At 61.4% G+C, this 24,150-nt stretch carries 28 protein-coding genes and 1 pseudogene; 18 read left to right on the top strand and 11 right to left on the bottom strand.

Features of this window, described 5'->3' with window-relative positions:
- Positions 1 to 250: 250 nt before the first annotated feature.
- On the bottom strand, positions 251 to 1,288 hold the full coding sequence (locus AACR93_RS07865; RefSeq protein WP_043850395.1) for a Mal regulon transcriptional regulator MalI: 1,038 nt from the start codon (positions 1,286 to 1,288) through the stop codon (positions 251 to 253).
- Positions 1,289 to 1,568: 280 nt separating this feature from the next.
- Here AACR93_RS07865 and malX point away from each other — a divergent pair, with 280 nt between their 5' ends.
- Positions 1,569 to 3,140 carry a maltose/glucose-specific PTS transporter subunit IIBC gene (gene malX, locus AACR93_RS07870; protein WP_043850396.1) on the top strand — a complete coding sequence of 524 codons (1,572 nt, stop codon included), beginning with the start codon at positions 1,569 to 1,571 and terminating at the stop codon, positions 3,138 to 3,140.
- Between the two features lie 87 nt (positions 3,141 to 3,227).
- The gene (locus AACR93_RS07875) at positions 3,228 to 4,418 is read left to right on the top strand and encodes a MalY/PatB family protein (protein WP_043850397.1); all 1,191 of its coding nucleotides are present in this window, start codon (positions 3,228 to 3,230) and stop codon (positions 4,416 to 4,418) included.
- Between the two features lie 87 nt (positions 4,419 to 4,505).
- On the opposite strand, the gene AACR93_RS07880 is transcribed toward AACR93_RS07875, so the two are convergent.
- From AACR93_RS07880 to ascN, 10 genes are all read right to left on the bottom strand, one after another.
- Complete coding sequence (locus AACR93_RS07880) at positions 4,506 to 5,687, bottom strand: anthrax toxin lethal factor-related metalloendopeptidase (protein WP_052497058.1); 1,182 nt, start codon at positions 5,685 to 5,687, stop codon at positions 4,506 to 4,508.
- Positions 5,688 to 5,690: 3 nt separating this feature from the next.
- Entirely contained in the window at positions 5,691 to 6,119 is a 429-nt protein-coding gene (locus tag AACR93_RS07885) for a CesT family type III secretion system chaperone (protein ID WP_043850398.1), read from the bottom strand.
- Between the two features lie 116 nt (positions 6,120 to 6,235).
- Positions 6,236 to 7,294 (bottom strand): SctU family type III secretion system export apparatus subunit AscU, encoded by a 1,059-nt coding sequence (gene ascU, locus AACR93_RS07890; protein WP_042031509.1) that lies wholly within the window; start codon positions 7,292 to 7,294, stop codon positions 6,236 to 6,238.
- Positions 7,291 to 8,079 carry a type III secretion system export apparatus subunit SctT gene (gene sctT / locus AACR93_RS07895; protein ID WP_043850399.1) on the bottom strand — a complete coding sequence of 263 codons (789 nt, stop codon included), beginning with the start codon at positions 8,077 to 8,079 and terminating at the stop codon, positions 7,291 to 7,293. The genes ascU and sctT overlap by 4 nt, the downstream gene beginning before the upstream one ends.
- Complete coding sequence (gene ascS, locus AACR93_RS07900) at positions 8,076 to 8,342, bottom strand: SctS family type III secretion system export apparatus subunit AscS (protein WP_033113185.1); 267 nt, start codon at positions 8,340 to 8,342, stop codon at positions 8,076 to 8,078. The genes sctT and ascS overlap by 4 nt, the downstream gene beginning before the upstream one ends.
- Before the next feature lies 1 nt (position 8,343).
- On the bottom strand, positions 8,344 to 8,997 hold the full coding sequence (ascR, locus tag AACR93_RS07905) for a SctR family type III secretion system export apparatus subunit AscR (RefSeq protein WP_029302711.1): 654 nt from the start codon (positions 8,995 to 8,997) through the stop codon (positions 8,344 to 8,346).
- The gene (sctQ, locus tag AACR93_RS07910; RefSeq protein WP_043850400.1) at positions 8,994 to 9,920 is read right to left on the bottom strand and encodes a type III secretion system cytoplasmic ring protein SctQ; all 927 of its coding nucleotides are present in this window, start codon (positions 9,918 to 9,920) and stop codon (positions 8,994 to 8,996) included. Before sctQ ends, ascR begins: the two co-directional genes overlap by 4 nt.
- Positions 9,917 to 11,170: a type III secretion system needle length determinant gene (locus tag AACR93_RS07915; RefSeq protein WP_043850401.1), complete on the bottom strand. Its 1,254-nt coding sequence runs from the start codon at positions 11,168 to 11,170 to the stop codon at positions 9,917 to 9,919. The genes sctQ and AACR93_RS07915 overlap by 4 nt, the downstream gene beginning before the upstream one ends.
- 6 nt (positions 11,171 to 11,176) lie before the next feature.
- On the bottom strand, positions 11,177 to 11,638 hold the full coding sequence (locus AACR93_RS07920; protein WP_043850402.1) for a type III secretion protein: 462 nt from the start codon (positions 11,636 to 11,638) through the stop codon (positions 11,177 to 11,179).
- Positions 11,635 to 12,957 (bottom strand): SctN family type III secretion system ATPase AscN, encoded by a 1,323-nt coding sequence (gene ascN / locus AACR93_RS07925; protein ID WP_033113180.1) that lies wholly within the window; start codon positions 12,955 to 12,957, stop codon positions 11,635 to 11,637. The genes AACR93_RS07920 and ascN overlap by 4 nt, the downstream gene beginning before the upstream one ends.
- A gap of 191 nt (positions 12,958 to 13,148) precedes the next feature.
- On the opposite strand from ascN, the gene sctW reads away from it, so the two are divergent.
- From sctW to AACR93_RS08005, 16 genes and pseudogenes are all read left to right on the top strand, one after another.
- On the top strand, positions 13,149 to 14,027 hold the full coding sequence (gene sctW, locus AACR93_RS07930) for a type III secretion system gatekeeper subunit SctW (protein WP_043850403.1): 879 nt from the start codon (positions 13,149 to 13,151) through the stop codon (positions 14,025 to 14,027).
- Positions 14,008 to 14,289 (top strand): TyeA family type III secretion system gatekeeper subunit, encoded by a 282-nt coding sequence (locus AACR93_RS07935; RefSeq protein ID WP_043850404.1) that lies wholly within the window; start codon positions 14,008 to 14,010, stop codon positions 14,287 to 14,289. Before sctW ends, AACR93_RS07935 begins: the two co-directional genes overlap by 20 nt.
- Positions 14,286 to 14,657 (top strand): SycN family type III secretion system chaperone Acr2, encoded by a 372-nt coding sequence (gene acr2, locus AACR93_RS07940; protein ID WP_043850405.1) that lies wholly within the window; start codon positions 14,286 to 14,288, stop codon positions 14,655 to 14,657. Before AACR93_RS07935 ends, acr2 begins: the two co-directional genes overlap by 4 nt.
- Positions 14,654 to 15,019, top strand: a complete 366-nt coding sequence (gene ascX, locus AACR93_RS07945) for a type III secretion system protein AscX (RefSeq protein WP_043850406.1) — start codon at positions 14,654 to 14,656, stop codon at positions 15,017 to 15,019. Before acr2 ends, ascX begins: the two co-directional genes overlap by 4 nt.
- Before the next feature lie 2 nt (positions 15,020 to 15,021).
- Positions 15,022 to 15,366 (top strand): type III secretion system chaperone AscY, encoded by a 345-nt coding sequence (gene ascY, locus AACR93_RS07950; RefSeq protein WP_043850407.1) that lies wholly within the window; start codon positions 15,022 to 15,024, stop codon positions 15,364 to 15,366.
- Positions 15,299 to 17,464 (top strand): SctV family type III secretion system export apparatus subunit AscV, encoded by a 2,166-nt coding sequence (gene ascV, locus AACR93_RS07955; protein ID WP_269429847.1) that lies wholly within the window; start codon positions 15,299 to 15,301, stop codon positions 17,462 to 17,464. The genes ascY and ascV overlap by 68 nt, the downstream gene beginning before the upstream one ends.
- Positions 17,461 to 17,901 carry an LcrR family type III secretion system chaperone gene (locus AACR93_RS07960; protein ID WP_043850409.1) on the top strand — a complete coding sequence of 147 codons (441 nt, stop codon included), beginning with the start codon at positions 17,461 to 17,463 and terminating at the stop codon, positions 17,899 to 17,901. The genes ascV and AACR93_RS07960 overlap by 4 nt, the downstream gene beginning before the upstream one ends.
- A gap of 39 nt (positions 17,902 to 17,940) precedes the next feature.
- The gene (locus AACR93_RS07965; protein WP_041208852.1) at positions 17,941 to 18,225 is read left to right on the top strand and encodes a type III secretion protein; all 285 of its coding nucleotides are present in this window, start codon (positions 17,941 to 17,943) and stop codon (positions 18,223 to 18,225) included.
- A gap of 297 nt (positions 18,226 to 18,522) precedes the next feature.
- A pseudogene (locus AACR93_RS07970) lies at positions 18,523 to 19,095 on the top strand (virulence-associated V antigen); the annotation flags it as partial.
- A 9-nt stretch (positions 19,096 to 19,104) separates the two neighbouring features.
- Positions 19,105 to 19,608 carry a SycD/LcrH family type III secretion system chaperone gene (locus AACR93_RS07975; RefSeq protein WP_043850411.1) on the top strand — a complete coding sequence of 168 codons (504 nt, stop codon included), beginning with the start codon at positions 19,105 to 19,107 and terminating at the stop codon, positions 19,606 to 19,608.
- Complete coding sequence (gene aopB, locus AACR93_RS07980; protein WP_043850412.1) at positions 19,589 to 20,761, top strand: type III secretion system translocon subunit AopB; 1,173 nt, start codon at positions 19,589 to 19,591, stop codon at positions 20,759 to 20,761. Before AACR93_RS07975 ends, aopB begins: the two co-directional genes overlap by 20 nt.
- Before the next feature lie 12 nt (positions 20,762 to 20,773).
- A complete protein-coding gene (locus AACR93_RS07985; protein WP_043850413.1) occupies positions 20,774 to 21,664 on the top strand; it encodes a YopD family type III secretion system translocon subunit in 891 nt (296 codons plus the stop codon).
- Positions 21,665 to 21,798: 134 nt separating this feature from the next.
- Positions 21,799 to 22,242 (top strand): type III secretion system chaperone, encoded by a 444-nt coding sequence (locus AACR93_RS07990; RefSeq protein ID WP_043850414.1) that lies wholly within the window; start codon positions 21,799 to 21,801, stop codon positions 22,240 to 22,242.
- Positions 22,243 to 22,244: 2 nt separating this feature from the next.
- The gene (locus tag AACR93_RS07995; protein ID WP_033113166.1) at positions 22,245 to 22,478 is read left to right on the top strand and encodes a T3SS regulon translocated regulator ExsE family protein; all 234 of its coding nucleotides are present in this window, start codon (positions 22,245 to 22,247) and stop codon (positions 22,476 to 22,478) included.
- The gene (locus tag AACR93_RS08000) at positions 22,475 to 22,873 is read left to right on the top strand and encodes a YscW family type III secretion system pilotin (protein WP_041208846.1); all 399 of its coding nucleotides are present in this window, start codon (positions 22,475 to 22,477) and stop codon (positions 22,871 to 22,873) included. The genes AACR93_RS07995 and AACR93_RS08000 overlap by 4 nt, the downstream gene beginning before the upstream one ends.
- Before the next feature lie 344 nt (positions 22,874 to 23,217).
- Complete coding sequence (locus tag AACR93_RS08005) at positions 23,218 to 24,033, top strand: helix-turn-helix transcriptional regulator (protein ID WP_042031490.1); 816 nt, start codon at positions 23,218 to 23,220, stop codon at positions 24,031 to 24,033.
- Positions 24,034 to 24,150: the final 117 nt, after the last annotated feature.

Raw genomic sequence — 24,150 nt, forward strand, 5'->3', positions numbered from 1 at the left:
TCCCTCTCCACTTGGCTCTCAATCTCTCCTTGCCGGCGCAGTGAGCAGGCTCACGTTTGCGCTGCTGCAGGCTTGCCCAGCCAGCTCAGGCCGACTCCCGCTTCTGCGGTTTGCTGGTGAGCTGTGATGATATGGCGGGTGGGGTGAGCTCGGGCTTGCCCAGCCAGCTCAGGCCGATGCCCGCTTCTGCGGTTTGTTGGTGAGCGGTGATGATATGGCGGGTGGGGCGAGCTTGGGCTGTCCAGCCAGTTCAGGCCGACTCCCGTTTTTGCAGATTGGGGGTGATGATATGGCGGTTGGGGGCGAGCTCGGGTTGCTGCATCCGGGTCAGCAGGCGCCTTGCCGCCTGACGGCCGATTTCGCGGGCCGGTGAGCTGACAAAGGTGAGGGCGGGGGAGGTGAGTTCGGCCTCTGCCACGTCGTCAAAACCGAGCAGGGCCACCTGCTGGCCGATGTAGTTGTCCTTGCCCACGGTGCGGCCGCTCGCCTCGACGCCATAGATGGCGCCGAGGGCCACCTCGGGGTAGTGGCAGAGCACGGCGGTCACCTTGGGGTGCTGGTGCAGCAGCTGGGCGATGGTGTCGGCTGCGCTGCGCTGGGTGCGCTCGCACTCCAGTACCCACTCCGGTTTGAAGGGCAGGCCATATTGCAACAGGCTGGCGCAGTAGCCGCCGATGCGCTCGGCGCGGGTGAGGGAGTCGGCCCGCCCGCCGACATAGGCGATATGGCGGTGCCCCTGCTCGATAAGGTAGGTGGTGGCCTGCTTGGCGGCGTGGGTGTTGTCGGGGCCGATAAAGTCCACGTCATCGCGATAGTAGGAGCGGGCGGCGCACACCACCGGCAGCTCGGAGTCGAGCAGGGTCTCCAGGGTTTTGGCCGCCGCGCCGCGCACCGGATTGAAGATGATGCCTGCCACCCCTTGGCGCGACAGGGAGTGGATGCTCTGCTGCAGCCGCTCCGGGCTGTGGCCGCACTGGGTCAGAAACAGCAGATAGCCCTGCTGCTCCAGCACCTCGCTCACCCCGGCGGTCACCTCGGTATAGAAGGGGTCGGTGATGTCGCGCAGGATCAGCCCCACCAGATTGGACTGCTGGCTGCGCAGGTTGGCGGCGGCGCTGTTGGGCACGTAGTCGAGCTCTTTTATCGCTTGCTGCACCCGCTCGGCGGTGGCCGGCGAGATGCGCCCCTTGCCGTTGAGCACCATGGAGACGGTGGTGACCGACACTCCCGCCCGCTGGGCGACATCGGTGATCTTGGTGGCTTTGGTAGAGAGGGATTTGGGCGACATAGGGCGAATGGACGACGGACAGTTGAGAGAGAGGCCCCAGCATACCTGCTTGGGTTGCCAAGTGAAACGTTACATCACCATCTGGCCGATCCGGCTCACAAATTTGGATCCTGCTGCCAGCCAGCCCCCTCATTCTGTGATCCTGTCGGCACTTGTAAGTTGATAAAACGTTTTATCATCCAGAAAAACCTGATGCTGACCCGCGCCTTTTGCTTCGAGATTGCCTCGAGCGGGGGAGGGCAGCCGCAGACATTGCTGTCTATTCACAAGGAGCCGTTTCATGGCCAAGCCTCAAGCCAAATCCACCATCTGGGAGTTCCTGCAGAGCCTCGGCAAGACCTTTATGTTGCCGGTCGCCCTGCTGGCCTTCTCGGGCATCCTGCTCGGTGTCGGCAGCTCGCTCACCAGCGACGCGGTCAAGCAGAGCATGCCCTTCCTCGATAATACCGTGCTGCAACTGCTGTTCCTCTGGATGACCAAGGTGGGGCTGGTGGCCTTTATCTATCTGCCGGTGATGTTTGCGGTGGCCATTCCGCTCGGGCTGGCGCGGGAAGAGAAGGGGGTCGCAGCCTTTGCCGGTTTCGTCGGCTATGCAGCGCTCAACCTCTCCATCAACTTCTACCTCACCGTGGCCAACGTCATCGGTGACGCGGCGGCGGAGAAGGCCTACGGGGTGAAATCGATCCTCGGCATCAGCTCCATCGACACCGGGATTCTGGGGGCCATCATCGTCGGGGTGATCGTCGCCAAACTGCACGCCCGTTTCTACACCTACAAGATGCCCGATGCGCTCGCCTTCTTCGGCGGTGCCCGCTTCGTGCCCATCATCACCGCGCTGGTGCTGGGTGTGGTCGGCTTGGTCGTGCCGTTCGTCTGGCCCTGGTTTGCTGCCGGCATCAATGGCATCGGGGCGCTCATCTCCCACGCCGGTCCCTTCGGCCCCTTCCTGTTCGGTACCGGTGAGCGTCTGCTGCTGCCGCTCGGCCTGCACCACATTCTGGTGGCGCTGATCCGCTTTACCGAAGCGGGCGGCACCCAGCTGGTGTGCGGTCACGAGGTGAGCGGCGCCCTCAATATCTTCTACGCGGAGCTCTCCTGCGCCGACACCAACGGCTTCTCGGTCTCTGCCACCTCCTTCCTCTCGCAGGGCAAGATGCCAGCCTTCCTTGGCGGCTTGCCGGGCGCGGCGCTCGCCATGTATCACTGCGCTCGCCCGGAAAATCGCGGCAAGATCAAGGCGCTGCTGGTCTCCGGCGTGGTGGCCTGCGTCATCGGTGGGATCACAGAGCCGCTGGAGTTCCTGTTCCTGTTCGTGGCGCCGGTACTCTACGTTATTCACGCTATCCTGACCGGTCTGGGCTTTATGACCATGGGGCTGCTCGGCGTCACCATCGGCAACACCGACGGCAACCTCATCGATTTTCTGGTGTTCGGCGTGCTGCAAGGCACCGCCACCAAGTGGTATCTGGTGCCGGTCGCGGCCGCCATCTGGTTTGCCATCTACTACAGCGTGTTCCGCTTCGCCATCGTGCGCTTTAACTTGAAGACCCCTGGCCGCGAGATTGAAACCAGCGAGACTGCCCAGCCCGCAGGCAAGAAGGCTGGCAACAGCGGTTACAACGGTGAAATCATCCTTAACGCCCTGGGCGGTGCCGATAACATCCTTGCGCTCGATAACTGCATCACCCGCCTGCGGATGTCGGTGCAGGACATGAGCCGGGTCGATGACAAGGTATTGAAAGCAAACGGCGCCATCGGGGTGATCAAGCTCGACGAGCACAACCTGCAGGTGGTGATCGGCCCGCAGGTGCATCTGGTGAAAAACCAGCTGCAGAGCCTGATGGGGGCCTGAACCGGCCAATAAGATCCGAACGGGGGGCGCAAGCCCCCCTTGTTTGCCTCTCCCAATATGTCTCCTGTTTATGGAGGGAGAAACTTCATGCACGATATTTATGACTTCGACCATGTGGTCGACCGCCACGGCACCTACTGTACCCAGTGGGACTATGTGGCCGACCGTTTTGGCCATGCCGATCTGCTCCCCTTTACCATCTCCGACATGGATTTCGAGACCGCCCCCTGCATTCGCCAGACGCTGGCAACCCGCCTTGAGCATGGAGTATTTGGCTACAGCCGCTGGAATCACGATGACTTCAAGGGGGCGGTGAGCGACTGGTTTGCCCACCGCTACGGGGCGAGCCTCGACCCCGAGACGCTGGTCTACGGCCCTTCGGTCATCTATGTGATTGCCCAGCTGGTGAGCCTCTGGTCGGCGCCGGGCGAAGGAGTGCTGGTGCATACCCCCGCCTACGATGCCTTCGGCAATATGCTGACCGCCAACGACAGGGTGCTGCTGCCATGCCCGCTCAAAAAAGCAGAGGGGAGTTACCAGATCGACTGGGCCTGCTTCGAGCAACAGGCTGCCCGCCCCGATTGCCGGATTTTGCTGCTCTGCAGCCCCCACAACCCCACCGGCCGGGTCTGGACGAGGGATGAACTCGGCCGGATGGCCGTCATCTGCCAGCGCCACGGGGTCAAGGTCATCTCGGACGACATCCATATGGATGTGAGCTTTGCCCGCTACCTGCCGTGGAGCGAGGTGGCACCGGACGATCACTGGGCACTGGTGAGTTCGGGCTCCAAATCCTTCAATATCCCCGCCCTTGGCGGTGCCTATGCCTTTATTGCCAACGCCGCGGCGCGGGCCGCCTATCTGCAACGGCTCAAGGCGGCCCATGGCCTATCATCGCCGCCCATTCTCGGGGTGCTGGCCCATATCAGTGCCTATCGGGACGGCGCTGCCTGGCTCGATGCGCTCAAATCCTACCTGCACGGCAACCTCGCCCATGTGGCGGCGCGACTCAACGCCGCCTTCCCCGCCATCGACTATCGGGTGCCCGAGGGAACCTATCTCGCCTGGATTGACTTGAACGGCCTTGGCATCGACACGACCGAGCGGATGGATGCGCTGCAAGCCTTGCTGGTGGAGAAATACCGGGTCGCCATCATGCGCGGCGACACCTACGGCCCGGAAGGCACAGGCTATATCCGCCTCAACGTCGGCTGCCCTCGCTCGAAGGTTGACCAGGGGCTTGACGCCCTGATCGGTGCGCTGGGGGAGGTGGGGTAGGGTAAATCCATTCAACGTGAGAAATAGAACGGGGCCATCAGTGATGGCCCCGTTCTTTTGGCGGGTCTGCCGGACAGGGGAGGCCTGTCAGAGTGTCAACAGTTGTGCCTCGATATGGCTCCAGTGAGCGAAGGCATTGTTGTCGCCATAAAGGCGAGCCAGACCTTCGGCAAAGCTCTCCTCCAGTCCCGGTTCGTAGTTCCCTTTTGGGCCTGCCTGCTGAAAGTAGGCATCCCCCAGCTTGTGATAGTCGTTGTACCAGGCCGCATAGAAGGCGCTGTCCTGGCTCAAGTTGGCACCTGTGGTGCTGGCACCCACCAGACGATCGATGGAGTGGCCAAATTCGTGCAACACCAGATTGGCCGAGCCGTGATGGCTACCCACTTGCCATTTGCCCGAGCGATCCTGCTCCATGGCTATAACGGTCTCTTTACTGCCGCCGAAGGCACCGACGCCCGGCAGCTTGTCCCACCCGCCACCACCATGACCACGGGCGCTCGTTCCGGCCAGATGGGTATGGTAGGTGGTCACATTGTCATGGGTGACCCGGATCGTCAGCCCTTCGGCATCGGCCTGCTTGAGCAGATTCATGGGCAGTTTGGCCAGTTCGATGGCAACGGCGCGGGCTGCCTGACTGTCGACCGGGCTCTTGGCGTTGAGCGTGACCATGGTGATGGCTTGCTGGAAGCGGGCCACTTCGCCGGAGTTGAGCAGTTGGCCGATGGTCTCGATATGGCGCGGAGTCAGCATCCCCTTGCTGTGCATGAAAGAGGGGAGTTTCTCGTCGAGCAGGGCGAGCGTTTGCTCACCGTGTTGCCGGGTGATGGCGCTGCGCAGCTGCTCATGGGTGCGAATATCGGGGGCGAGCCCCTGAGCGCGGGTAGCTGAGGCGAGCTGCTGTTTGCGCAGGTCGGCGACCTGTTGCAACTCTTGCGAGCGTTCGCTCTGGTGCCGGGCCCCGAGGGTGAGTTCGTTGTGCAGCTGACGCACATCCGCCACCGTCACTTTGCCGCTATCTGCCTGTACGCTGCGCAGCAGGCTGCCAGCCTCTTCCGTGCTCATGCCATATTCCCGGCTCATGGCGGTGATCACCTGGGCAATGGCGGCGTCCCGGTGAGCCAGCCTGTGGCTCTCGACGGAGACCAGCCCCTTGCCCTCCTTGAGATAGAGGTTGCCATTGCTGGCTCGCAGCTCCTGCTGGCTGCCAGCGGAGGATAAGTGGAGGTCACGATAAAGTGACGTCAGTGAGGTCGCTGAGGTGGTATTCATGAGTTATCCCTTGATGGCAGACAGCATATTAAGAGAGCCGGGTTCGGGCAGGGTTGGTTGGCACGGCGCAAGCAGTCGCAATTGCCACTCCCGTACCAGTTGCAGGAAGTTGAAAGTCACGCTGGCCAGTGCATCGGCATCTGCGATGGCGATCGGTAACTGGATCAGCAGGCGCTGGTTGCCGGTCAATCCCATCACCATGCCTCCCGTGGTGGTCAGCAGGCCGTTATAGCTGAGCAGCAGCGGCATCCAGCGGGGATCCAGCTCCCGGTCATCGGGGCGACAAGCCAGCACCAGGCCGGTGTCGGTTCGGGTGATTTGCAGGGCGAGACCATCCGTGGCAAGCAACAGCCACTCGTCGGCAGAGAGCTGATTGAGCTGGTCGGCATCGAGCTGTCGGGCAAGCCGGGTCAGTAGAGTATCGAGATCCATGCACATCTCTGGGTTGATGATTGTGATGCACAGGATCGCAAAAAGAGGGATCGGCCGGATATTAACCCGGGTCGCGGTTTTTTAGGTGACGCGCTCTGGTGATCTCCCGCAAGCAGTTACCACTGCGGCCCTTCGCTCTGGCGCCACTGCTCCAGCCAGCGCAGTACCTCGGCGGTCGCCTCGATCTGGTCAGCGGGGATGTAGTTGTTGATCAGCGCATCGCGATAGAGGGCGCGGGCCAGCGGAATGCGCTGTAGCACCGGGATACCCTCCTCTTCGGCAATCTTGCGCACCAGCAGCGCCTGGGCATCGGTGAACTTGAGGGTGACCACCGGCAGCGGCGTTTCTCCCCGCTCGTAGCGAATGCCAATGGCGATATGGGTCGGGTTGGCGACGATGACCGAGGATCGCTTCACGTCGGCGCGCATGTTGCTCGACTGCAATTCCTGATGGAACTGGCGGCGCTTGCTCTTGATCTCCGGGCTCCCCTCCATCTCCTTGTACTCCCGTTTCACCTCGTCCTTGCTCATCTTGAGCTGCTTGATGTGCTGGTAGTGTTCGAAGGCGTAGTCGGCGATGGCGATCACCACAAACCCCATGGCGCAGACCGCCATCAGCTGGCCCAGCATGCCCCCCAGTACCGGAGTGATGCAGCTCATGCCGCAGCCGGGCAGTTGCAGCATCGCCTGCAGGTTGCCCTCGATGGTGACCCATACCAGCAGGCTCAGGAGGCTCACCTTGAGCAGGGATTTGACGAACTCCATCAGGCTCTTGATGGAGAAGATCTTCTTGGCCCCCTCCACCGGATTGACATGCTTGATGTCGGGCTTGATCGACTCGCCACTCAGCAGAAAACCGTACTGAGCGATATGGGAGGCGAGCACCACCAGCGCCGACACCGCCAGGATCGGGATGCAGAGGTAGGCCATCTCCTGCATCAAGTTCTCCACCACATGGTTGAGGGCCTGGGCAAAGGGGAGGTTGAGGTGGGACTCCGGGATCAGCATCAGCTTACCCAGATGTTCGAGGTAGTAGTCGGACATCGCCATCAGCATACCCACCAGACTGAGGATGATGGCGGTGGAGACCACCTCCTTGCTCTTGACCACCTGCCCCTTCTTGCGGGCATCGCGCAATTTTTTGGCGGTGGGCTGTTCGGTCTTTTCGCCGCTCATCGCGCCTCCAGAATGGGGGCAAGCAGTTGCAGCGGATCCATTACCGCCAGCACCTGGCGGTAGGCGTGATCCATCATCAGCTTGATGTAGATGACCAGCAGCAGGCTGGCGACGGCACTTTTTATCGGCATCGCCAGCACAAAGACGTTGAGGGAGGGGGCGAAGCGGCTGATGAGGGCCAGCCCGAACTCCGCCAGAAACATGGCGATCAGCAGGGGGGCCGCCAGCAGGGCGCAGAGCAGCAGCATCTGGCTGAACTGGCTGTAGAAGAAGCTCACCCAGAGATCTCCGATAGCGGGAAAGAAACGGGTCACCGGCCAGCTGGCATAGCTCTGGAACAGGGCCGAGAGCAGGGCGAGAAAGGCGCCGCCGGAAAAGAAGAGGGTGATCAGGGTCTGGGTCAGCAGCAGACCGGTGGGGCTGGTCTGGCTGGCGAGGCTCGGGTTGAACAGGGACGCCATGGCCGCGCCGCGCTGGTTATCCACCAGAAAGCCGCTCGCCTCGACGGCCCAGAAGGGGATGGCCGCGACAAAGCCGATCAGCAGGCCGAGCAGTACCTCCTTGGCTACCAAGAGCGCCAGATCGAGGGCATCGATGGCGGGAGGCAGGGTGTCGGCCACCATGGGGTAGGCGAACAGCGCCAGCGAGCAGACCACGCCGTTGCGGATCATCGCCCCCCCCAGCATCTGCTTGCTCAGTACCGGCAGCATGACGAAGCAGCTGATAAAGCGCGGCAGCAGCAGGGTGTAGGCCAGCATCTGGTCCTGCAGGCTCTCGAGGGTCATTGGATCTGCGGCACTTTAAGCAGCACCATGTCGGCAAAGCTGTAGAGCTCGTTGCCAAGCCAGGCGGTGGTGGCAAACAGGGTGATCACCACGGCGATGAGCTTGGCGACAAAGCCCAGGGTCTGCTCCTGGATTTGGGTCAGTGCCTGCAGCAAAGAGACAAGGGTGCCCACCAGTGCGGCCACCAGTACCGGCGGCATCGAGAGGATCAGCACCAGCCAGAGGGTCTGGCTGGTGAAATGGAGAATATCGGCGTGACTCATCCTAGCCTCCGTAACTGGTGACCAGCCCGTGGGTGAGGCGGGCCCAGCCATCGAGCAGCACGAACAGCAGCAGCTTGAAGGGGAGCGAGATGGTCATGGGGGAGACCATCATCATCCCCATCGCCAGCAGAATGTTGGAGATGATGAGGTCGATGGCGATAAAGGGCAGATAGATGAGAAACCCGATCTCGAACGCGCGGCTCAGCTCGCTCACGGTAAAGGCGGGCAGCAGGATCAGCAGGCTGTCGGGCTCCAGCCGGTCGGCATATTCGCTGGGCCAGAGCTGCTTGGTGCTGTCGATGAAGAAGGCGTGCTCCCGCGGCTTGATCTGCTTTTTCAGAAAGGCGCGGTAGGGGGCCATCCCCTCGTCGAGAAACTTCTCCACCGATTCGGATTTGGCCAGCGACACCTCGTTCTGGCGCAGGTAATCCTGGGTGGCAAAACCGACCGGTGCCATCACATAGATGCTGAGGATGATGGCCAACCCGTACATCGCCATGTTGGGGGGGATCTGCTGCACCCCGAGGGCGTTGCGCAGCAGCGAGAAGACCACCGCCAGCTTGACGAAAGAGGTAGCCATCACGGCGATAAAGGGGAGCAGGGCCAGCAGCGCCAGCCCGACGATCAGGTTTAGCTCGTCCGGCAGCTGGATCATGACGGCGACTCGCTCTTGAGGCTCTCGACCCGCACCCCGAGTCGTCCCTGGATCTCCACCAGCCGACCGTTGCCGAGCAGATGGCCGTTGCTGATGATCCGCACCTCGCCATCGATGGGGGCGCCGAGATCGATAAGTGAGCCCGGTTGCAGGGTGGTGAGGGTGTGCCAGTCCAGGGTCTGGCGGCCCACTTCAAAGGTGACCTGCACCGGCAGGTGCTCAAGCATAGTGGCATCGAGGGCATCATCGGGGGCGGCGTTGTGCATGGCGGTCAGTTCCAGATGTTGTTGATGGGGTTGGCAGTAGGCATAGGGGCGTCCCTCGATGCAGAGCTGCAGCTGCTGGCCGAGCAGAGGGTGGGGCGGCGGCAGCAGCACATCGCCACAGGTCAGTGTCTCGAGCTCGCTGATGGCAACGCCCATCGCCCCCCACTGCAAGGAGAGGGTGAGAGGGAGCGCCAGGCGCTGCTGGCCGGGTCGCGCAGGCAACTTGCCAAGCAGCGGCCCCGGCTCGGCCAGCCAGAGGGCTAGGGTCGCCCCCTCCCGCTTGAGCAGCAGTTGCAGCGCGGCCTCACCGGCCGCTTCGCAGGTGGTGTTCGGTATCAGCGCCGAGCAGCTGAGGCCGCCAAGGGGTTGCCCGAGGCGCTCGATCAGTGCCAGTTGCAGCGGCTCGGGCAGGCTGAACAGCGCAGCCTGTTGCAGGTCTGGCGCAAGCCAGCGGGCCAGCTCGGCGCCATGGCAAAACAGCGGCAGGGAGAGCCCCTTCCACTGCAGTTGCAACCGGCAGTCGAGGGACGCTGGCAGCGGCGCGATGGCGAGCGTCAGCTCGCCGCCACTCCAGCCATAGTGGTGGCGGCACTGGCTGAGCCGTTGCTGCAGGGTCAGCTCCGCCGCCGAGGCAGAGGGAAAGACTATCGATGTCATGCGTCGGCATCCCACTCGTCATAGATGGATCGTTTCTGGCGCGACCCTTGTTCGCTGTCGCCCCGGGTAAAGAGATCAAAGGCGATCCGCTCGCCGGGGTAGAGCCGTTGCAGGCGGTCGATCAGCTCGCCGCGTCCCTGATTGAGCAGTTGGGAACCCTGTTCGCTGGCCAGCATCTCCACCTGCAGCGAGCCCTGATGGTGCTCGATGCGGATGGCAAGCTCCCCGAGTGCGGGCAGGGTGAGCTGGAGCATGGGGGGGCGCTCCGGGCGACCCAGCTCAAGGTGAATATCCACCGCCAGCCGGCTGAGTAGTTGACCCAGCTCGTGATGATCGACGCGCGGGGCAACCCGTGCCAGCAGCAGATCCCCCGGAGTTGCACTGAGAGGTGGAACCCGGATGGCCGAGCTGGCAAAGCTCTCTTGCGCAAGCAACGCCTCCTCGCTGGTCGCAGATAGTTGTTCGGTAGGCTCGTCTGCTATCTGCAGCCGTTCCCCCACCTCAAGCAGGGCGGCTAGCTCGCTGTGCTCCTGCAGCTTGTGGCTATCGGTCAGCTGGCTGCTCTCCATTGGTTGTTCACTCTGCTCTCGTTTGATGAGTGCTTCGGTTGGCATAGCCAGTGGCAGGTCAACGGGATGTTCATCGACACGCTCTTGAGTGCTAGAGTCGGCAGCGTCGGGTCGTCTGTCGCTATTGGCCAGAGGGAGGCGCTCCATTGGTAGCTCTGCGGTATGTTCATCAAAGCACTCTTTGGTCTCAGGCTCGGTTGCGCTCAGCAACTCACGACCGCCAGCGACATCACGCGGTAACATCCAGGCCAGAGCAGCGGGTGCTGTCTCACGCCCTTGCTGTGCAGTGGGAGCCTGCATGCCCTCACGTATCTGCGGCAAGGTCGCGGGGAGCGGCTGGAGTTCCTGCCGATCGTTGCCCTCCTGCTTGTCATGCTGGGTTTTGCTGCGCGGGGCTGGGCGTGTCAGCCTTCTTTCCGCCAGCTCCTTCTCCTTGTCCGCCGCTTTGTTGCTGGCAAGGGGGACATCCGGCTTTGTCCGGCGGTGCTCATCCCGTTTGCCGATGGGGTTGCCGGTCAGCGCTTTGTGATCCCGTGCTCTCTTCTGTTGTGCGGACTCGAGGCGCAGGGCCTGCTCGAAGCGCTGCTGCTGCGCCAGATCCGCCTTGTGCGGTTCGCGCGGCAAGCCTTGCTGTTCGTCAGCAACCCGGGGTTCTGCGCGGGGGGCGGTGAGTCGGTTCATCTCTGGTTACATCCTGATCTGCTGGCGGAACTCTTCCTGTTCCTGCTCTTCGTTGTAGTCGCGCAGGGCTTGCTGTGAGGCCAGCTCCTGACGGTGTAATTCGGCAAATTTCTGTTGCTGCTGGCGGGAGCGGTGTACCGCCTGCTGGCGCTCCTGCAAGCGGATGCGCTCTTCGGCAACCCGTTCGCCCTGTTCGGCGGCCAGTTGCTCAAGGTGGGCCTCTTTCTCCCGCAGCAGAGCTACTTGCTGTTGCCACGCCTTGAGCCCCTTGCGATCGAGTTGCTCCGCCTGACAGATGGCAAATAGCCGATCTTCTTCGGCCTGGCGCCACTGGCGGTAGTCGAGACTCTCCTGCTCCGCTTCGCGCTGGCGGATGCGGGCGAGTTGCAGCCGTGCCTGCTGTGCGGTGAGCTGCTGCTCGGCTCGCTCCAGCCGCAGTTCTTTTATTCGTTGCAGGCGGCCGATCATCGGGTCAGCGCCTCCAGGGTGGCGAGCGCCTCGGGCAGTGAACTCGGCTCATGGGTGCCCTGTTTCAGCCACTGGCGAATGGCCTCGATACGGGTGATCGCCTCGTCGGCCACCTTGTCCTGTCCCTTCTGGTATTCGCCGATCTGCAGCAGCAGTTCGACCTCTTCGTACTTGGCCAGCCAGCTGCGCAGGCGACCGGCTTGTGCCTGATGCCCAGGCGCGATGATCTGGTTCATCACCCGACTGGCAGAGCGCAGCACGTCGATGGCCGGGTAGTGGTTGGCCGCCGCCAGCTTGCGCGAGAGGATGATGTGGCCATCGAGGATCGAGCGGGTCTCGTCGGCCACCGGCTCGGTCATGTCATCCCCCTCCACCAGCACGGTATAGAGGGCGGTGATGGAGCCCTTGTCCGACTGACCGGCCCGCTCCATCAGGCGGGGCAGGGCGGCAAACACCGAGGGCGGATAGCCCCGTCGGGTCGGCGGTTCACCGGCGGCCAGACCAATCTCGCGCTGGGCACGGGCAAAGCGGGTGACGGAGTCCATCAACAGCAGCACCCGTTTGCCCTGATCCCGGAAATATTCGGCGATGGAGGTGGCGACAAAGCCCGCCTTGGCGCGCTCCATGGCGGGGCGATCCGAGGTGGCCACCACCAGCACCGCCTTCTTGAGCCCCTCTTCTCCCAGATCTGCCTCGATAAATTCGCGCACTTCGCGGCCCCGTTCACCGATCAGCGCCAGCACGGTGACATCCACCTCGGCGCTGCGAATAAGCGACGCCAGCAGGGTGCTCTTGCCGCCGCCGGCGGCCGCGAAAATCCCCATCCGTTGCCCCTCGCCACAGGTGAGCAGACCGTCGATGGCGCGAATGCCCAGCGAAATGGGCTGCTCAATCCGCTTGCGACTCATGGGGGCGGGGGCATCGCGATAGACCGGATACCAGGCCGCAGGCTCCTGCTGCTGGCCGCCGCCAAAGGGGTTGCCAAGGCCATCGAGCACCTGACCGAGCAGGTGCTCACCGACCCCGACCTGATGCATGGCACCGGTCGGGCTCACCTCGGTGTTGGAGGAGATGCCGAACATCTCCCCCAGCGGGGTGAGCAGCGCCTGATGCTGGGCAAAGCCGATCACCTCCGCCTGCAGGGAGAGGGTATTGTCGGGGTTGCGCAGATGGCAGAGCTCGCCGATCCGCACGCCGGGCACCACCGCCTTGAGCAGGGTGCCGGTCACCTGGGTGACCCGGCCGCGGATCTGGATCAGGCGGCACTCGTCGATGGCGTGACGCAGCTGGCCAGGAATGTGATCGAGGGAGAGGGACATCGGGAGATCTGCACCATTAAAAACGGTGGCCACTATAGGCGATGGTCGCACGCGGGGATTTCAGCGCGAGTCGGGACTTTTTAGAAAAGCGTTGCGAGCTGGCTAAAAATTCACGGCCGATTTTGGCATAGGCGCCCGAGGGCGATTTTTATAATGCCATCCTCGTCAATCCACTCATTACGGGAGCCGCCATGGCCACTATCCAGAGCAATCCCTATCTTCCCACCGCTCAACCTGAAGCCCGTGGCGCCGAGAATGCCCCCCGTCAGGTGCCCCTGCAGGGAGGACAGTTTCAAGGGGAGCAGGTCGTGCTGGCCAGCGCGACCCAGTCGCTGGGCGACATGGCAGAAGAGCTCACCTTCGTCTTTTCCGAGCGCTCCGAGCTCTCCCTTGCCAAGCGCAAGCTGAGTGACAGTCAGGCCCGCATCAGCGAGATAGAGGCGCTGGTGGGAGACTACCTCGACAAGGTACCGGAGCTCGAACGCCAGCAGAAGATCAAGGAGATGATCAGCCACCTCGGTAGCGGCCGGCTGGCCAACCTCTCCCAGCTGCTGGCCTACCTCGAGAGCTACTCGGGGGAGGTGAGCGAGCAGTTCGAGGCGCTTACCCAGGCACGCAAGGCCCTCGCCGGTCGCCCCGAAATGCGGGGTACGTTGGCACTTGTTGAACAGGCGCTGGCCAAATTGGCCGACGAGCAGGGCAGCGCCATCGTGCTGGGCGCCCGCATTACCGGCCCGGCGCAAGAGGCTGCCCGTGAGGGGCTCGGCCATGTGCAGGATCTGCGGGATCTCTATCGCGATGCGGTGCAGGACTATCGCGCCCTCTCCACCGCCTGGCGCGATATTCATAGCCGTTTTGGCAACGGTGCGCTGGAGAAGGTGACCGGCTTCATGATGAAGGCCCTGAGCGCCGATCTCGACAGTCAGCAGCGCTGGCTCGACCCGGTCAAGCTGGAGCGGGTGATGAGCGACATGCACAAGCTGCGGCTGCTCAACACTCTCTCGGCCCAAGTGGACGAGCTGTGGCTGCGGGTGAAGGAGGGGGCGGCCCATGGCATACGGGCCTTCTGATCTGATGGGCGATCTCATTGCGCTGGTGGAGAAGCGCTGGTCTTCGGTGCACGACGTGGAGCAGATCTGCGTCGCTCTGGAGCTGACGCAAACACATCAGCAGGTGCAGCTCTATCAGGAGCTCAAGCGGCTGATCCGCCTGCTGCCGGTGGAGCTGTTCAGTGAGGAGGATCAGCGCCAGAACCTGCTGCAGTGCTGTCAGGGGGCGCTCGATAACGCCATCGAGCGGGAAGAGGATGAGTTGTCCGGAGAGTCGTCATGAACTGGATTGAACCCCAGCTGGTGCAGTTTTGCCAGGATCTGGGCATCACCATCGGGGATAACCCCCACTACCTGATCCAGCTTGAGCTGGAGCAGAGCGGTACCCTGCAACTGGAGCGCCATCAGGGGCAACTGACGCTCTGGCTGGCCCGCACGCTGCCGTGGCACCAGAGCGGCGAGGCTATTCGCCGCGCCATGAGTTTCACCGCCGCCGCCCGGGCGCCCGCCCTGCCGGTGCGCTGCGGTTGGCTCGGGGAGGATCGGCTGATCCTCTTCGTTACCCTCGATGAGCGGGCCGTAACCCTGCCGCTGCTCCATCAGGCGCTACGCACCCTGACCCGATTGCAACAGGACGTGGTAGCGCCATGAGCCGGATCACCGCGGCCCATATCGGGATTGAGCAGCTCAGCGCCATCCGCCTCGACGAGCAGGAGCAGAGCCTGCCGGGGCGCTACGCCCTGCTGCCGGATGGCCACTCCATCGAACCCCACATCAGCAGGCTTTATCCCGCCAATCTGGCGGAGCGCACCCTGCTCGACTTCGCCACCCCGGATCGCGGCTTTCACGATCTGCTGCGCCCGCGCGATTTTGCGCAGGCGATGGCGGGGCTGCGGGCCGTGCTGGCCGAAGGAACCACCCCCGAGCTGCAGGCGGCCAGTGAGCTGCTCGAGCAGCTGCACGGGGATGAACAACTGATGCAAATGACCCTCCATCTGCTGCACAAGGTATGACCATGATCCTCTCGTCACAGCAGCAGGATGCGCTGCTGCTCACCGGCTGGCTGCACCTGCAGTATGGTCATCCTGATCGTGCCAGCACCCTGCTGGTGGCGTTGTTGCAGCTCCACCCCGCCAATCAGGCGGCCCGCCGCACTCTGCTGGTGGCCCTGCTCAGGCAGGGGGTTGGCGAAGAGGCGCTCGGTCATACCGACCTACTGATGGCAGAAGGAGAGGCTGATGGCCCGCTCTGGCTCTGCCGCAGCCGCGCCTGCCAGCTGGCAGGCAGGCTGGATGAAGCCCGTTTCGCCTATCAACAATATCTCGAACTGGAAGAGCAGAATGAACCAACGCTCCCTTGAGCTGCTGCGCCGGATTGGCGAGCGCAAGGACATCATGCTGGCGGTGCTGCTGCTGGCCATCGTCTTCATGATGGTGTTGCCGCTGCCACCGGTGGCCCTCGATATTCTTATCGCCATCAACATGACCATCTCGGTGGTGCTGCTGATGATGGCGGTCTATATCAACTCGCCGCTGCAGTTCTCCGCCTTCCCGGCGGTGCTGCTCATCACCACCCTGTTCCGGCTTGCCCTCTCGGTGAGCACCACCCGGATGATCCTGCTGCAGGCCGATGCGGGACAGATCGTCTACACCTTCGGCAACTTCGTGGTGGGGGGCAATCTGGTGGTGGGGATCGTCATCTTCCTCATCATCACCATCGTCCAGTTTCTGGTCATCACCAAGGGCTCGGAGCGGGTGGCAGAGGTAAGTGCCCGCTTCTCGCTCGATGCCATGCCCGGTAAACAGATGAGCATCGATGGCGACATGCGCGCCGGGGTGATCGATGTCAACGAGGCGCGCGAGCGGCGCAGTGTCATCGAGAAGGAGAGCCAGATGTTCGGCTCCATGGATGGCGCCATGAAGTTCGTGAAGGGGGACGCCATCGCGGGCCTCATCATCATCTTCGTCAACATCCTCGGCGGGGTCACCATAGGGGTGACCCAGAAGGGGTTGTCGGCGGCCGATGCGCTGCAGCTCTACTCCATCCTGACGGTGGGGGATGGCATGGTCTCCCAGGTGCCGGCCCTGCTGATCGCCATCACCGCGGGCATTATCGTGACCCGGGTGTCGTCCGAAGAGTCCTCCGATCTCGGTTCCGATATCGGTGCCCAAGTGGTGGCCCAGCCCAAGGCGATGCTGATCGGCGGCCTGTTGCTGGTGCTGTTTGGCCTGATCCCGGGCTTCCCCATGATCACCTTCTTCTCGCTGGCCGCCGTGGTGACGGCGGGGGGCTACTTTATCGGCCTGCGCCAGCGCAAGGCGCAGAGTCAGCAGAGCCAGGATCTGCCCACCATGCTGGCACAGGGGGCCGGTGCCCCTGCCGCCCGCAGCAAGCCGAAGGCGGGCAGCAAACCGCGTGGCAAGCTGGGTGAAAAGGAGGAGTTTGCCATGACGGTGCCTCTCCTGATCGATGTGGATGCCGCCCTGCAGGCCGAGCTGGAGGCCATCGCCCTCAACGATGAGTTGGTACGGGTGCGCCGTGCCCTCTATCTCGATCTCGGGGTGCCGTTCCCGGGCATTCACCTGCGTTTCAACGAGGGGATGGGGGCGGGCGAATACCTGATCCAGCTGCAGGAGGTGCCAGTGGCCCGCGGCCAGTTGCGGCCGGGCCATCTGCTGGTGCAGGAGAGCGCCTCTCAGCTCGATCTGCTGGGACTCGCCTACGAGGAGGGAACGCCGCTGTTGCCGGGGCAGCCCACGCTTTGGGTGGCCAGCGAACATCAGGCTCGGCTCGACACCTCGCGCCTTGCCGCGCTCACCCCGGATCAGGTGATGACCTGGCACCTCTCCCATGTGCTGCGCGAATACGCCGAGGACTTCATCGGCATTCAGGAGACCCGCTATCTGCTGGAGCAGATGGAGGGGAGCTATGGCGAGCTGGTGAAGGAGGCGCAACGGATCATTCCGCTGCAACGGATGACCGAGATCCTGCAGCGGCTGGTGGGGGAGGATATCTCGATCCGCAACATGCGCGCCATTCTCGAGGCCATGGTGGAGTGGGGCCAGAAGGAGAAGGATGTGGTGCAGCTCACCGAGTACATCCGCAGCAGCCTCAAGCGCTACATCTGCTACAAGTACGCCAACGGCAACAACATCCTGCCCGCCTATCTGCTCGATCAGCAGGTGGAGGAGCAGATCCGCGGTGGCATTCGCCAGACCAGCGCCGGCAGCTATCTTGCCCTCGACCCCGCCGTGACCCAGGGCTTCCTTGATCAGGTGCGCCACACAGTGGGGGATCTGGCCCGGATGCAGAACAAGCCGGTGCTCATCGTCTCCATGGATATCCGCCGCTATGTTCGCAAGCTCATCGAGGGGGATTACCACGCCCTGCCGGTGCTCTCCTATCAGGAGCTGACCCAGCAGATCAATATCCAGCCGCTTGGCAGGGTCTGCCTGTGAACGGCGATCCGCTCATCCCCTGGCTGCAGGCCCGCGGCGTGACAGTGACTCCTCACCATCTGGGGGCGACCCCGATCCAGCTCGGCTATGCCCTGCACTATCGCCACATCTCTCTCGCCTGGCGGGTCGATAGCGACACGCGCCGGGTCTGGATCCTGCTGGTGCGCCGTCAGGGCGAGCGGGATGGCCTTGCCAACTCGTTTGCCGCCCTCTACCTGCTGGCTGAGGCGACGTTGGCGGTGCTGGGAGCGGGTTACGAGCTCTACGGCAACGTCGATGTGTTTCGTGGCAGCTCCCTCAGCGCTGAGCGGCTGGGCCGCTTCTATCGCCACTGGACCGGTGCCAGCGAAGCCGAACCCGGCTGGTTTGCGCTTGCGGCCGAGCAGGTCTGCTCCCTGCGCGAGATGCGAAAACGACAAAAGGACGGCCTTGCGTGACAGGCATGCCCAAAAGGGCCTCATAGAATAGGAGCCATGATGAAACAACCCCGTTTTGCCCACCACAGCGATGTGATCGAGCGAGCCGAACAGGCCATCGCCGACAGCGAGCAGCGCAATGCCCTGCTGCAGGAGATGCTGGCCGGCCTGGCGCTCTCGGAGCAGACCTGCCAGCTGCTGTTCAATGCACCTGGCGAACAGGTCGCCGTGGCCGAACAGGAGTTGCTTGCAGAGTTTCGCCGCAGGCAGGCGATGTTGCCGGAACAGCAGGGGGAGAGCCGCAAGAGCCGGCGCCCCACCATGATGCGTGGACTGATGATTTAAGGAGACGTGATGAGCATTATCTCTGATTACACCCGCAACAAAAATCATATCCAGATTGATCAGTGGCTAACCAGCGAGTCAGGCACCCTCAATGCAAAACAGCGGGCACTGGTCGACAAGCTGAAAGACAACGTCTCCATCAGCAAGGAGGATTCGACCAGGCTGACCCGGGCACAACTGGAGAGGCTGGTTGCCCGCTACCTGAGCAACGATGACGTGCTCGATGAGGTCAGCAAGCAAGTCGGCACCCTAGTGCTACCGCTGGCGCTCCCCGATGTCGTGGCGCAGATCAGTCGCTATACCGATGATCGTATCGATCAGGAGGTCATCGACGCCTTCACCTGGGTGATGTTTACCCAGAACAACAAGCGTACCGGTATCAACGAAGAGCTCAAGGCGCTCACCGCCGAGCTGAAGATCTACGGGGTTATCCAGTCAGAGATCAACAAGGCGCTCTCTTCCTCATCCAGCCAGACCTTCAAGACAGATTTCAATCTGATGGATTACAAGCTTTATGGCTATGAGAACGACGCCAAGTTCCGCGAGGGCCCCGAGTTCAAGCTGCTGGATCAGATGCCCAAGGACGCCTCCGGTCATGTGTCGGTCAAGACATTCCTCGAGAGCGACAAGAAGCAGAGTGGGTCGATGGCAGGGGTCGAGAACGAGTACAAGTACGACAAGGACAACAACAAGCTGGGCAACTTTGCCACCAGCGTGAGTGACCGCTCACGTCCGCTCAACGATCAGGTGAGCGAGAAGACCACCCGGCTCAACGATGTCAGCTCCCGCTACAACTCGGCCATCGAAGCCCTCAACCGTTTTATCCAGAAATACGACAGCATCATGCGCGACATTCTTGCCGCCATTTAAGGAGATTACATGCAGACCGACACCACCCTGACCCCGGAGTATGAAGCCGAACTGGAGTCCTTCCTTGCCGATGGCGGCACCATCGCCATGTTGAAGGATATCTCCGGCGATACCCTGGAGCAGCTCTATGCGCTGGCATTCGGGCAGTACCAGTCAGGCAAGTGGCAAGATGCCCACAAGATTTTTCAGGCCCTCTGCATGCTGGATCACTACGAGCCGCGTTACTTCCTCGGGCTCGGTGCCTGCCGTCAGGCGATGGGTGAGTACGAAACGGCAGTTCAGAGCTACAGCTTCGGCGCCATGCTCGATTTGAAAGATCCCCGTTTCCCGTTTCATGCAGCCGAGTGCCGGTTGCAACAGGGGGATTTGACAGGGGCCGAGAGTGGCTTCCACTCGGCCCACCTGCTGGCGGGCAGTGACCCGCAGCTGGCTGATCTGGCGGCAAGCGCCAAGGTCATGTTGGAAGCCATCGCAATCAGAAGGGATCAGCAAGATGAACCCGATCAGCAATGAAAGAAGCGTTTCCCCGCTGGGAAACATCGGTAATGTAGCTGGCTTGCAGCCAGCTGCCGAGCCGCGCAGTGAAACCCGGCTCGATGCCGCGGTTACGCAGGCGAGCGGTGCAGCCCGTACAGCCGGTGTCGCTCTGACTCCTCCGCTGGCGGCCAGCAATAATCGTCCCGGCCAGAAAGTGCTGGCAGAGATCAGCCGGCTGGTTCGCGAGACCGTGGAGAACAGCGGCAAGCTGCTGCCCCGCGTCGGCGCTCTGGTGACTGCGGCCTTTACCTCGCCGGCCGCCTTCGAGATTGAGCTGGGCAAGCTCACCAGCGATCTGGAGCGGACCCAGACCAAGCTGAAGCTCGACGATATCAAGCGCGCTCGTGAATTGAACGAGAAGAAGATTGGCGAGAACCAGGAGAAGATCAAAGAGGCTGAGGAGAGTGCCAAGGAGGCCAAGAAAGCGGGCATCTTCGGCAAGATTTTTGGCTGGCTCAGCGCCATCGCATCTGTGGTTATCGGCGCCATCATGGTGGCGACCGGGGTGGGTGCTGCCGCTGGCGCCCTGATGATCGCCGCCGGCGTGGTCGGCATGGTCAATATGGCAGTGCAGCATGCCGCCGAAGCAGGCCTGATCTCCAAGGAGGTGATGGAGAAGCTGGGGCCCGCTCTGATGGGGATCGAAATAGCCCTTGCCGTCATCTCCATGGTGGCCAGCTTCGGTTCCTCCATCGGTAGCCTCATTACCAAGGTGGGGGCGAAGATTGGCGGGACGGCTGCGGAGATGAGCGCCAAGCTGGTGACCAAAGTGGGTGATCTGGCTGGTCGATTTGCGGCCAAGGGGTCGGTCGAGGCGATGAAACTGACAGGCAATACGGCCAAGGTGATGAAGATGGGCACCCAGGGCACTGACGTGTTGCTCGATGTGAGCGGAGGGGTGACCAAATCGGTTCAGTCATCCAAAGAGTCTGCTGCGCTTTATGCGCAGGCCGATTTGCAACAGAGCAAGAGCGAGATGACCCAGTTGCAGGCGGTGATCGACAAGCTCAAGGAGGCTATCTCACAGATCATGGAGGCGTTCCAGCAGACCATGGAGATGATCTTCGAGATGATCAGCGCAAGGGGCGAGATGATGAGCAATCTCGCCCGCAGACCGGCCGCCATATAAGGAGATGGATCTATGAACATTAACGACAGCACCTTCAATCCGATCCGTGCCAATGCCCTGTTTAGCGAAGGGGTCGAGCAGCCCCTTGCGGCAGGCAATCGTGAAACGACCCATGCGGCCGGCGGCATCACCTCCGGCAGTGAGGTCAAGCGTCAGGGCGGCCCCGAGTTGCCGGCCCCGACCCAGCGGCTGGACGGTGCCAAGCTGGAACAGGCCCGTGCGGTGCTCAACGATACTCTCGACCTGATGTCGCAGCTCTTCCAGCTCGCTCGTCTGGCGCGCCAGATGGGACTGACCCAGCGCGACATGGAGAACCAGCAGGTGATCGACAGCCAGAAAGCGCAGGTCGCCGAGATGCGCAGCGGCGCCAAGCTGATGATCGTCATGGCGGTGGTATCCGGTGTAATGGCCGGTTTTTCGGCCATTACGGGAGGACTCTCTCTGAACAAGTCTGCCAAGGCGATCAAGCAGGACAAGGCGCTTAATGCCAATATCGCCGGGCGCCAGCAGGAGCTGAAGCAGATAGGGGATATGAAGAAGTCTGCTGGCCTCGAGATGGGGGACGCGGGACAAGAACTGACGGCAAGGATCAAGAGCGACGAAGCAGCCATCAATACGCTGAACAAATCGTTTGAGACCAATAACAGCCGACAACAGATTGCCAGTACCGTGATCCAGTCCATCGGGCAGATGAGCAACTCGGCGGTGCAGGTTGCCCAGGGCGAGAGTCAGGCGACGGCCAAGGAAGATGAAGTCAAGGCGACCATCAGCCAGACCGAGAAGCAGAAGATTGAAGACAACATGGCCTTCAATGCCAACTTCATGAAGGATGTGCTGCAGCTGATGCAGCAGTACTCCCAGACCCTCAACCAGACGCTCAAGGCAGCCTTCGGGGTTGCTTGACGCGAGCAGGCAGCAAGGCGCCCGACGGGCGCCTTTTTCGTGTGCCGACCACTTTTCTTAAAAGAGCCGCCTCTGAGTGACAGCCGCCATCGGGATGGCGAGCTACCATCCTCTCCTCTCTGCTGGAGGAAATCATGGACGCCACTGTCATCATCAATCGGCTGCTCGCCGAGTTTGCCACCAAATATGGTTTGCCCTCCCTGACCCTGAACCGGGAGGGGGTGGCAGCACTCTGTTTTGACGAGCACTTGCAGCTCTCTCTCATTCTGGTGCCCGAACGGGATCACCTGGTGATGCAGGTCGATGTGGCCGAATTGCATCAGGTGGGTGAGGGGATCTTTCGCCAGTTGGCCAGCTTCAACCGCAACTGGTATCAGTTCAATCTCCACTTTGGTTTCGATGAAGAGAGCCTGACGGTGCAACTCTACCGCCAGATGTCGGCCTCGCGGCTGACCCTGACCCAGCTTGAAGAGAGTCTGGCCAGCATGCTGGAGCACGCCGAATTCTGGCAGGAGCTGCTGCAGCCACGACCTGGCCCGCTCAGCAAGAGTGACGAGGTGATGGGAGTACGGGTGTGACCATGAAGATCCAGGAATCGAGCGCCAGCCAGCTGGCATCTGCGGCAGAACGCTCTGCGACGGGTTGCTTTGCCGGTAGGGCCGTGAGCGGCCGTGATGCGTTGGTTGAACCTGTGCCGCTGGCGGCGGCATTGCGCCGCACTCTTGCGCTGAGCAGAGCGCAGGAGCAGATGCTGGATCGCCTGCAGCAGGGCGAGCACAAGCCGCTGACCGAGAGAAGGATCCGGTTGTTATGAGAACGCTGCTCTTGCTCGCGCTGCTGACTCTCGGTGGCTGTGTCAGTACCACGGTTGTCCCTCCTGTGTCGCAGAGCCTGACAGGGGAGGTGCACCTCAATGCCGATTTACCTCGCCCTGCCACCGTGGAGGTGACAGTTCTGAGCGTGATGGAAGGACGGCCACTGCAGGTAGCCTCAACCCGTTATGAGCTGACCATGCTGCCTCTGGTTTTTGATATGCGGCTGACGCCTCTGCAGTGGGGAGAGGGTGAACTCTATGTGCGTACCCGGTTGCGGTTTATTGGCAATGGCGCGATTCAGGCAACGGCTCAGCAAAAAGTTTTTAAGGTTTTAAATAGTCGCCCATTGGTAATTTCATTGCAGCCACGCCCTTGTTATCCATTGTGTCAATAATAAGCCGTATCTAATAAACAAGCTGGAAATCAACTGGTTATTAATTTATCAGCTGGGTTGCAGCGTTTCTTTCTGTAACGAACTATTTAATGACGTAAGAAAAAGGCCTGATAAATGCGTTATCAATTGTATCAGTAGTGTCATGACTCTAATTTTTGGCTGGTTTTTATGCTGGTGATTGTTGTAGGATTTTCTTCTGATTTAAGTGTTGATTAAATTCATGGTCTTCGCTTAATGATGACATTCATAACTAAGAAAAATAAACACCAATAATAAACCACCCGGACGGAGCCTTTTTCTGCCGAGGTGCTACTTGCAATACACGCAGATTCAGGAAAACAAAAATGAAGGGCATTACAACCACAGAGAAGGGCGATATGGCCCTGCTCCAGTGGTGCATGTCTGCTTTCAGCGTCATTGAACACCGCCAGGAGGGAATATATGTTCTCCTGGATGGCGCGATGAGCTGGCAGGACTGCACCGATACCTATGAGTTATCCCCCAACGAATTGATATTCGTGCGCCGTGGCAGCTATGCGGTTGCAACCGGCGATGAGCCTTGTCACCTGCTCTGGATCCCCCTTTCCAACTCCTTTTTGCAGGGTTTTCTGCAGCGTTTCGGTTCACTGCTGAGCGAGGTCAGCCGGGTTGAGGGTATTGCTCCCAGCCTGCTGCCGTTTCATGCATCCCCTCTGATCAACCAGTCCATCCAGGGCTTGCAGGGGTTGATCGAGCATGAACATCCTCCCGAATTGGCCCGGTTGCGAACCGAAGAGCTGCTTTTTCTGCTCGCCTTTGGCGAACAGGGACCGCAATTGATGTCTATTTTGCGCCAGCTGAGCAATCGCCAGGTCGAGCGGTTGCAGCAGTTCATGGAAAAACATTATCTGATGGAGTGGAAGCTCAGCGAATTTGCCAAAGAGTTCGGCATGGGGCTAACCACATTCAAGGAGTTGTTTGGCGCAATATATGGCGTATCGCCCCGAGCCTGGATCAGCGAACAGCGGATCCTCTACGCTCATCAGTTATTACTCAATAGCGAGATGAGCATCGTCGATATTGCGATGGAGGCGGGATTCTCCAGCCAGTCCTATTTCACCCAGAGTTATCGGCGCCGTTTTGGCTGTACCCCGAGCCGTGCCCGTCATGGCAAAGATTAACGCCGGACTAAAATAATCTGACGTTTTTTATAAGTCGCAGGGCAGAGCCATGGGTAGAATAGTCAGCATACCGAAACATTATTCCATAAATTGCCCGCAGCAAGATGAGCAAGGCAT

The sequence above is a fragment of the Aeromonas sp. L_1B5_3 genome (assembly GCF_963866575.1).
GTDB lineage: Bacteria > Pseudomonadota > Gammaproteobacteria > Enterobacterales > Aeromonadaceae > Aeromonas > Aeromonas jandaei.